Here is an 8078-nt window from a genome sequence, read left to right on the forward strand (position 1 = left end):
CGCGCCCATGCCCAGAGTACACGGCCGAAGCGCCAACGGATGCAGGCTCGAACTTTTTTTCGTGCCCGCTGCATCCACCCGCTCGGCCGCCGTGTATCCGCGCCGCCGGTTCTGACCCCGGCGGGAACGGGAGACGCCCATGACACGCGCCATCCTCGCATCCGTGCTCTTCGCATCGGTCGCCCTCGCGGGCGGCGCCCAGGCCCAGACCGTCGCGGCCCTCGTCGGCGACGACACGCTCGCCATCGTCGACGTGTCTGCCAAGACGGTGACGAAGACCGTGAAGGTCACGGGTGTGCCGGGCCGGATCGTCGGTATCGACGTTCGCCCTGCCGACGGCATGCTCTATGCGCTCGCCGCCGACGGCACGGTGCTGACCGTCGACACCGCATCCGGCAAGGCGACGACGAAGTCGAAGCTCGAGACCATGCTGCCGACGGGCGCGATGGCGACCGTCGATTTCAACCCGGTTGCCGACCGGCTGCGGGTGATCGGCTCGGACGGCACCAGCCTGCGCGCCAATGTCGACGACGGCAAGGTCGTGAAGGACGGGTCGCTGAAGTTCGCGGAGAGCGACACGATGAAGGGCAAGACGCCCAAGGTCGTGGCGGGCGCCTACACCAACGCGATGAAGGGTGCGAAGGAGACGACGCTGTTCGACGTCGACGCCTCGGGCGCGCTCCTGCGCCAGGCACCGCCGAACGACGGCATCCTCAACACGGTGGGCATGCTGGGCGTCGCCGCGGAGAGCGCGGCCTTCGACATCACCACCGATGCCGCCGGGAAGAACCAGGGCTGGCTGATGTCGGGCGACACGCTGCACGCCGTCGATCTCGCTACCGGCAAGGCGACCCAGGTCGCCAAGATCGCCGGCGCCACCGGGACGGTGCGCGACATCGCGGCTCTGCCCGGCCTGTAGCCGCCAGCCCGATCACGACGGGAACCGGGGTTCGTTGCGGGCGTCGCAGCGAACCCTCCAGGCCATCGACGGGACGAGGAGCGGACCTCCTCGCGCTCGCCCTGGGGTCGCAAGCCGCCGCTCGCCCAGCCACGCCAACCGGCGGTGGGCCGCAGGCGTTTTTTCCGGCGAGAGTGGGAGAGCGCGCTTACCTCACGGATGTCGGGCCGCCCTGACCGACATCGTCAGCCAAGCGCTGCCGTGCCCGGAAATCCCGCAGGGTCGCGCTCAAGCGCACCCGAAGCGCCGCCTCCGACAAAGGTCCCGCCACGACGAGGCTCGCCGCCACCTCGGGATGCTTGAGCCGCTGGCGCGGCGTGCGGGCATGATTGGCAACCCGCACTTGCCCGTCGGTCCCGGGCAGGCGGAAGTAGAAACTTTCGCCGCGGGTTCCCTGCCCGACCTCGACGAACCCTTCCGCCAGAAGCAGCGCGCGAGCCTGCGCGATCGCGGCCGCCGGCGTCACGGCCGCCAGCCCGGCGCCTCGCCGTCATCCTCCTGGCCGTCCCCGGTCTCGCGATAGGGCCCGTCCGTCGCCCCGGCGCCGCGATAGCCGGTCGCCAGCACGTAGAGCTCGCTCGAGTCCGCCCGGCTCGCCGCCGGCTTGACGTGGCGCACGCTGGAAAAGTCGCGCTTGAGGTCGGTGAGCAGGCCGGCCTCGGTGCCGCCCTGCAGCACCTTGGCGAGGTAGGTGCCGCCGGGTGCCAGGATCTCGCGGGCAAACGCCAGGGCCGTCTCGGCGAGACCCATGATGCGCAGGTGGTCGGTCTTCCTGTGACCGGTGGCGTTCGCGGCCATGTCCGACATCACGACGTCGGCCGGCCCGCCCAGCATCTCGGTCAGCAGCGCCGGGGCGGAGGGATCGAGGAAGTCGAGGGTGACGAAATCGACGCCCGGCATCGGCTCGATCTCGAGGAGGTCGATGCCGACCACCCGGCCCCGCGGCGGGGCTGCGCCCGGATGGCTGCCGACCTTGGCGGCGGCCACCTGCGACCATCCGCCGGGGGCGGCGCCGAGATCGACCACCCGCTGGCCCGGTCGCAGCAGCCGGAAGCGCTCGTCGATCTCGAGGAGCTTGAAGGCGGCCCGCGAGCGGTAGCCCTCGCGCTTGGCGCGGGCCACGTAGGGGTCGTTGAGCTGGCGCTCGAGCCAGAGCTTGGAGGAGACCGTGCGCCCGCGCGCGGTCTTCACCCGCTGCTTCAGGTCGCCCCGGACGCCGCCGCCGCGACGATCGCTCATATGCCTTGACCTTCGATGGATCGACAAACCTTCAAGGCAGATGACGCCCCGAGCATGCGGGCGCAAGCCCGCTTCTTGCAAGACAACGGGCGCAAGCCCGCTTCTTGCAGGACGTCGGGCGCAGGCGCGCTGCTTGAGGCCCGTTGGGCGCGAGGACGGCGGAGTTCAGCCCGGCCGCACGCCCCGGCGCCAGACTCCGTCCTCGCGCATCATGTTCATAAGGAGGCCTTCGCGAAGGCCGCGATCGGCGATGCGCAGGCGCTCGGACGGGAAGGCACGGCGGATCGCCTCCAGGATGGCGCAGCCGGCGAGCACCAGGTCGGCCCGGTCGCGGCCGATGCAGGGGTTCTGCGCCCGGTCCGACAGGCGCGTCGACAGGAGGCCGTCGATCGCGTCGCTGACCTCGCGGTCGCGCATCCAGAGCCCGTCGATCCGCCGGCGGTCGTAGCGCGGCAGGCGCAGATGGGTGGCGGCGAGGGTCGTCACCGTGCCGGAGGTGCCGAGCAGGTGGAAGTTCGGCGCGTGGGCGGCGGCGCCCGCGATCAGCGCGAACTTGGTCAGGCGGTCGGCGACCTCCTCGACCATGCCCTCGAAGACCGGGCGGGTGACGTCGGCCCCGCCGTAGCGCTCGGCCAGGGTGACGACGCCGACGGGCAGCGAATCCCAGGCGCGGATGCGCAGGGTCGGGTCGGCGCTGCGGGCCAGCGCGGCGCTGCCGTCGAGCCAGACGATCTCGGTCGAGCCGCCGCCGATGTCGAAGATCACCACCGATTCCGCGTGCCGGTCCGCCAGCGCCGCGCAGCCGGTGACGGCGAGGTAGGCTTCGGTGCGCCGGTCCACCACCTCGAGGGCGAGGCCGACCTCGCGGTGAACCCGGTCGACGAAGGCCGGGCCGTTGACGGCGAGCCGGCAGGCCTCGGTGGCGATCGACTTGGCCCGCACGACCCCGCGGGCGCGCATCTTCCCTAAGCAGACCGCCAGCGCGTCGACGGTACGCTCGATGGCGTCCTCGCTCAGCCGGTCGGTGCTCCCTAAGCCCTCGCCGAGGCGCACGATGCGGGAGAAGGCGTCGATCACCCGGAACCCGTAGGGCGCCGGCTCGGCGATCAGGAGCCGGCAATTGTTGGTGCCGAGATCGAGCGCCGCGTAGGCGCGGCGCTCGGCCCGGCGTGAGAGGTCATCCCCCGCCGGGCGGGGCGGGGGCGCGGTCGCGCGCGCTGTCTCGGCGTACTCCGCGGCGCGCGCCGGCACGGAGACGACCGTCTCATCCCTCATCGGCGAGGCCGATATCCTTCACGTCCGCTCCCTCGCGGGGGCGAAGAGTCCATCACATGACACGAAGCTTACGTGGCTCCGGGCGGAACGCAAAGCAGCGATCGTGCCGCGCCGGCGCCATCTCACCGTGAAGATCCGGAAATGAATGGAGGAGCGCCGGTCAATCGACCGCCGGCGGGTCGCCGGTCAATCGACCGACGACCCCGTCAGCTCGGCCTGGGTGAAGCGCTGCTGCTCCTCCATCACCAAGCCGGCGAGCTCGCGCTTGAGCGCGTTGAACTCGGCGGAGGCCGTGTCGCGGGGCCGGGCGAGCGGCACCATCAGGTCGCGCTTCATCCGGCCCGGGCGATAGGTGAGCACGACGATGCGGTCGGCGAGGTAGATCGCCTCCTCGATCGAGTGCGTCACGAACACGATGGTCTTGCGGTACTCGGCCCAGATCCGCAGCAGCTCGTCCTGCAGGGTGCGGCGCGTCAGCGCGTCGAGGGCGCCGAACGGCTCGTCCATCAGCATCACGGGCGGGTCGAGGGCCAGGATGCGGGCGATGGCGACGCGCTGGCGCATGCCGCCGGACAGGTCCTTCGGAAAGCGGCCGAGGAAGTCGGACAGGCCGAGCTTGCCGGCGATGCGCGCGACGATGGCGTCGGCCTCCGCCCGGGCGACGCCCTTGATGTCGAGGCCGAAGCGGATGTTCTGCTCCACCGTCATCCAGGGGAAGAGCGCGTATTCCTGAAACACCATGCCGCGGTCCGGGCCGGGATCGACGACGGGGCGTCCGGCCATCCGGATCGACCCGGCGGTGAGGGGCGAGAAGCCCGCGATGGCGTTGAGCAGGGTGGACTTGCCGCAGCCCGACGGTCCGAGCAGGCAGACGAACTGCCCGCCCGGGATCGACGCGGTGACATCCTGGAGCGCCACCACGGCGCCGTCGCCGGTGCCGAACACCTTCGAGGCGCCCTCGATCGCGATGTCGGCGGCACCCGGGGCGGCAGCCGGGACAGGCTCGGACCGGCGGTGTGGAGCGGTCGCGGTCATGAGGGTCGCGGTCATGGGGTCAGCGCTCCAGGCCGCGGTGCCAGCGCAGCAGGTGGTCGTTGAAGCGCGACATCGCGCCGTCGATGACGAGGCCCAGCACGCCGATCGTCAGCATCCCGCCGATGATCTTGTCCGACCACATGTATTCCCGCGCCTCGAGGATCCGGTAGCCGAGCCCGTCCGAGACCGCGATCATCTCGGCGACGATGACCACGATGAAGGCGGTGCCGATGCCGATGCGCATGCCGGCGAGCACGAAGGGGCTCGCCGCCGGCAGGATCACCCGGCGGAACATGGTCCAGGAATTCGCCCCGAGGTTGCGCGCGGCGCGCACGTAGATCGAATCGACCTGGCGCACGCCCGCCACCGTATTGACCAGGACCGGGAAGAAGGTGCCGAGCGCGATCAGGAACAGAGCCGGCGGATTGCCGAGGCCGAACCACACGATGGCCAGCGGGATGTAGGCGATCGGCGGGATCGGCCGCAGGATCTGCAGCAGCGGGTTGACGAGGCCGTAGAGCCGGTCGCTCGTGCCCATCAGGAGCCCGATCGGCAGGGCCAGGCCGACGCCGATGGCGAAGCCGGCGAGCACCCGGCTCAGGCTCGCCACCGCGTCGTGCGGCAGCTCGCCGGAGAGGAGCCAGGCGGCGTAGCTCTGGTTCGCCGGGTCGTGCGGCAGGGCCGGGAGGAGGCTCGCGAACCAGCGCGCCGCCACCGCGCTCGGCGGCGGCAGCACCACGGCGGAGAACAGGCCGGCCCGGCTGGCGATCTCCCAGACGATCAGGAGCCCGACCGGCAGCAGGGCGCCGCGGAAGGCGGAGAGGCGCGTCACGACGGATCTCCGGGACGGCTCAGTTGGTCTTCGTCTTGGTCGTCCCGGCACCGAGCTCGGCCTTCGCCTTCTCGAGGAGGTCGAGCTTGACCCACTCGGCATCGCTCTTCGGCGGGTTGACCATCTTGCCCAGCCCGTACTTGTGCATCAGGTCGGCCGTGATCTGCATGTGGCCGGGCGGCATGTCGTAGGTGTAGTCCGCGTTCTCCATCGAATCGCGGAAATCCTGGCTGCTGAGCTGGCCCTTGAAGACCGTTTCGCGGACGTATTTCTCGGCGAGATCCGGCTTCTCGATGAAGGTCTTGGTCGCCTCGACGAACAGCCTCAGCACCCGGGCGGCGACGTCCGGCTTCTCGGTATACATCTTCTCGGTCATGACCAGCGGGCGGTAGGGCAGGCCGACCGGGGTGTCGTAGGGCTTGACGATCTCGTAGCCCCAGCCGTTGGAGATGGCCTGGGTCGATTGCGGCTCGCTCTGGCAGATCACGTCGACGTATTTCTGCGCCAGGGCCTGGTTCAGGTCGGCGTAATTGTTGAAGTAGACGAGCTGCACGTCCTTGCCCGGGCGCTCCGACCAGGTGATGCCGTTCTTCTCCAGTTCGGCCAGCAGCATCAGGTCCTGGGTGCCGCCGCGCACCACCGCGACCTTCTTGCCCTTCACGTCGGCGAGCGTCTTGGCGCCGAGGTCGGGCCGGCCGAGGATGCGCACGCCGCCATTGGCGAAGCCCGCCACCACCAGGAGCTTCACGCCGTTGCCGCGCGCCGCCACCGCGCCGTCGGCGCCGGAGGCCGCGATGTCGATCTGGTCCACCGCCATGGCCGGATAGATGTCGGCGCCCTTGGCGAACTGCTTCTCGTCGATCTTCAGGTTATACTTCGCAGCGATCTCCTTCATGTAGGAGATCGCACCGTAATGGGCGAATTTCAGGTTGCCGAGACGCACGACGTCCTGGGCGGCGGCCGGGCCGGAGATGGCCGCCAGGATGGCGGCGACGGCGGCGAGGCGCGTGAGCATGCTTCTCTCCCTGTCCATCCGGGCAGACGCGGCGCCGGATCGGTTTGGAACCGGATACTGGACAAAGGTCGAGCCTGCTGGAAGCCGGATCACGGCCGAGGGCCTAAGACTTTAGACTCGCGGCGCCCTCGCGAACGGCCGCGTCGTCTCATCCACGATGCGTCACAACATGCCTTTCACGGCCGCCGCGGCGAGGCGCGGCTGGGGACGCAGCAGGCTCTTGACCTGCGAGAACGGACGGGGCCGGTTGATCACCTCGTCGAGGCGCGACCACAGGGTCTTGGGCGAGAACGGCTTGGCGATGATCTCGTTGACCCCGAGGTTGATCGCCCGGTCGACCACGTTGCGGCGCGGCTGGGCCAGCATCAGGATGATCGGCACGGTCGGGGCCGGCGAGGTCGCCGGCGTGCGGGCGAGGCGGATGAACTCTTCGCCCGACAGGATCGCCAGGTCCCAGTCGAGCACGACGAGGTCGGGCTTGCTCTCGGCGAGCACGCCGAGGGCCTCGGCGCCGTCCGGCGCCTCGAGCAGGCGCTTGATGCCGACCCGCATCAGCATGTCGCGGACGATGCGGCGGATATACAGGCTCTCGTCGACCACGAGGGCCGAGAGGTCCGGGAAGGTCGGGGTGGCGATCATCGCGGGCTTGGATCTCGAGAGGCCCACGACCCTAGGCGAAGCCGGCCTGCATCTTCGCTAACCGGAATGGTTAATTGCGGTCGACCGCACGCCTCGACGGCGCCTTCATGGCGGGCCACAGTCGTCGCCCCTTCCGGAGCCCCACGGGAACCCATGCCCACCGAACTTCTGTTCCGCGATGACGCCTACCTGCGCGAGACGGAGGCCCGCGTCGTCGCGGCGGACGAGACCGGCCTCATCCTCGACCGCACCCTGTTCTACGCGCAAGGCGGCGGCCAGCCCGGCGACCGCGGCCAGGTGGTGCGGGAGGACGGCAGCGTGACCGCGGTGCTCGACACCGTCTACGGGCCCGACAAGAGCACCGTCTTGCACCGGGTCGCGCCGGGCGGGACCCTGCCGATGGCGGGAGAGCGTGTCCGGCTCGCCCTCGACTGGCCCCTGCGCCATGCCCGGATGCGGGTGCACACCGCCCTGCACCTGCTCTCGGTCGCCCTCCCCTACCCGGTGACCGGAGGATCGATCGGCGACGGCGAGGGCCGGCTCGACTTCGACATCCCGGATGCCGGCCTCGACAAGGACGCGGTGACGGCGCGGCTGCGCGCGATGATCGCGCAGGACGCCGCCGTGTCGGAACGCTGGATCACCGACGAGGAACTCCTGGCCAATCCCAGCCTCGTCAAGACGATGTCGGTGAAGCCGCCGATGGGGAGCGGCCGGGTGCGGCTGGTGGCGATCGACGGGCTCGACCTCCAGCCCTGCGGCGGCACCCATGTGCGCCGTACGGCTGAGATCGGCACCGCTACCGTCACGGCGATCGAGAAGAAGGGGAAGCAGAACCGACGCGTGCGGCTGGCCGTGGCCTGAAAACGAACAAGCCCGCCAGGGTGACCGGGCGGGCTTGTTGGCTGTGGTTGGTTGCGGGGACAGGATTTGAACCTGTGACCTTCAGGTTATGAGCCTGACGAGCTACCGGGCTGCTCCACCCCGCGCCAGGGTGTTCGTCCGAGATCGTGATGAGGGAACGTTGCGTGCTTGGCAGGTCTGGCGGTGACCGACTCTCCCGTGTCTTGAGACACAGTACCATG

The 8078-nt window shown here is 70.1% G+C and carries 9 protein-coding genes and 1 tRNA gene; 2 read left to right on the plus strand and 8 right to left on the minus strand.

From position 1 onward, the window contains the following. Positions 1-139 precede the first annotated feature (139 nt). Positions 140-919: a DUF4394 domain-containing protein gene (locus tag EU555_RS28180; RefSeq protein WP_135418696.1), complete on the plus strand. Its 780-nt coding sequence runs from the start codon at positions 140-142 to the stop codon at positions 917-919. A gap of 187 nt (positions 920-1106) precedes the next feature. On the opposite strand, the gene EU555_RS28185 is transcribed toward EU555_RS28180, so the two are convergent. From EU555_RS28185 to EU555_RS28215, 7 genes are all read right to left on the minus strand, one after another. After that, positions 1107-1424 (minus strand): hypothetical protein, encoded by a 318-nt coding sequence (locus EU555_RS28185; protein ID WP_205821011.1) that lies wholly within the window; start codon positions 1422-1424, stop codon positions 1107-1109. After that, positions 1421-2197: an RlmE family RNA methyltransferase gene (locus EU555_RS28190; RefSeq protein ID WP_135418697.1), complete on the minus strand. Its 777-nt coding sequence runs from the start codon at positions 2195-2197 to the stop codon at positions 1421-1423. Before EU555_RS28190 ends, EU555_RS28185 begins: the two co-directional genes overlap by 4 nt. 165 nt (positions 2198-2362) lie before the next feature. Further along, complete coding sequence (locus EU555_RS28195; protein WP_135418698.1) at positions 2363-3472, minus strand: Ppx/GppA phosphatase family protein; 1110 nt, start codon at positions 3470-3472, stop codon at positions 2363-2365. A gap of 186 nt (positions 3473-3658) precedes the next feature. Next, positions 3659-4507, minus strand: coding sequence for an ABC transporter ATP-binding protein (locus EU555_RS28200; protein ID WP_135418713.1), 849 nt, complete (start codon positions 4505-4507; stop codon positions 3659-3661). Positions 4508-4526: 19 nt separating this feature from the next. Further along, positions 4527-5309, minus strand: a complete 783-nt coding sequence (locus tag EU555_RS28205; RefSeq protein WP_425375163.1) for an ABC transporter permease — start codon at positions 5307-5309, stop codon at positions 4527-4529. Between the two features lie 49 nt (positions 5310-5358). After that, positions 5359-6354 (minus strand): ABC transporter substrate-binding protein, encoded by a 996-nt coding sequence (locus EU555_RS28210; protein WP_135418700.1) that lies wholly within the window; start codon positions 6352-6354, stop codon positions 5359-5361. Between the two features lie 162 nt (positions 6355-6516). Further along, positions 6517-6993, minus strand: coding sequence for a response regulator (locus EU555_RS28215; protein WP_135418701.1), 477 nt, complete (start codon positions 6991-6993; stop codon positions 6517-6519). Positions 6994-7146: 153 nt separating this feature from the next. On the opposite strand from EU555_RS28215, the gene EU555_RS28220 reads away from it, so the two are divergent. Further along, positions 7147-7857, plus strand: coding sequence for an alanyl-tRNA editing protein (locus EU555_RS28220; RefSeq protein ID WP_135418702.1), 711 nt, complete (start codon positions 7147-7149; stop codon positions 7855-7857). A gap of 48 nt (positions 7858-7905) precedes the next feature. Here the strand turns inward: EU555_RS28220 and EU555_RS28225 are convergent. After that, a tRNA-Met gene (locus tag EU555_RS28225) sits at positions 7906-7982 on the minus strand. Between the last annotated feature and the right edge of the window lie 96 nt (positions 7983-8078).

The organism is Methylobacterium nonmethylotrophicum, assembly GCF_004745635.1.
Lineage (GTDB): Bacteria > Pseudomonadota > Alphaproteobacteria > Rhizobiales > Beijerinckiaceae > Methylobacterium > Methylobacterium nonmethylotrophicum.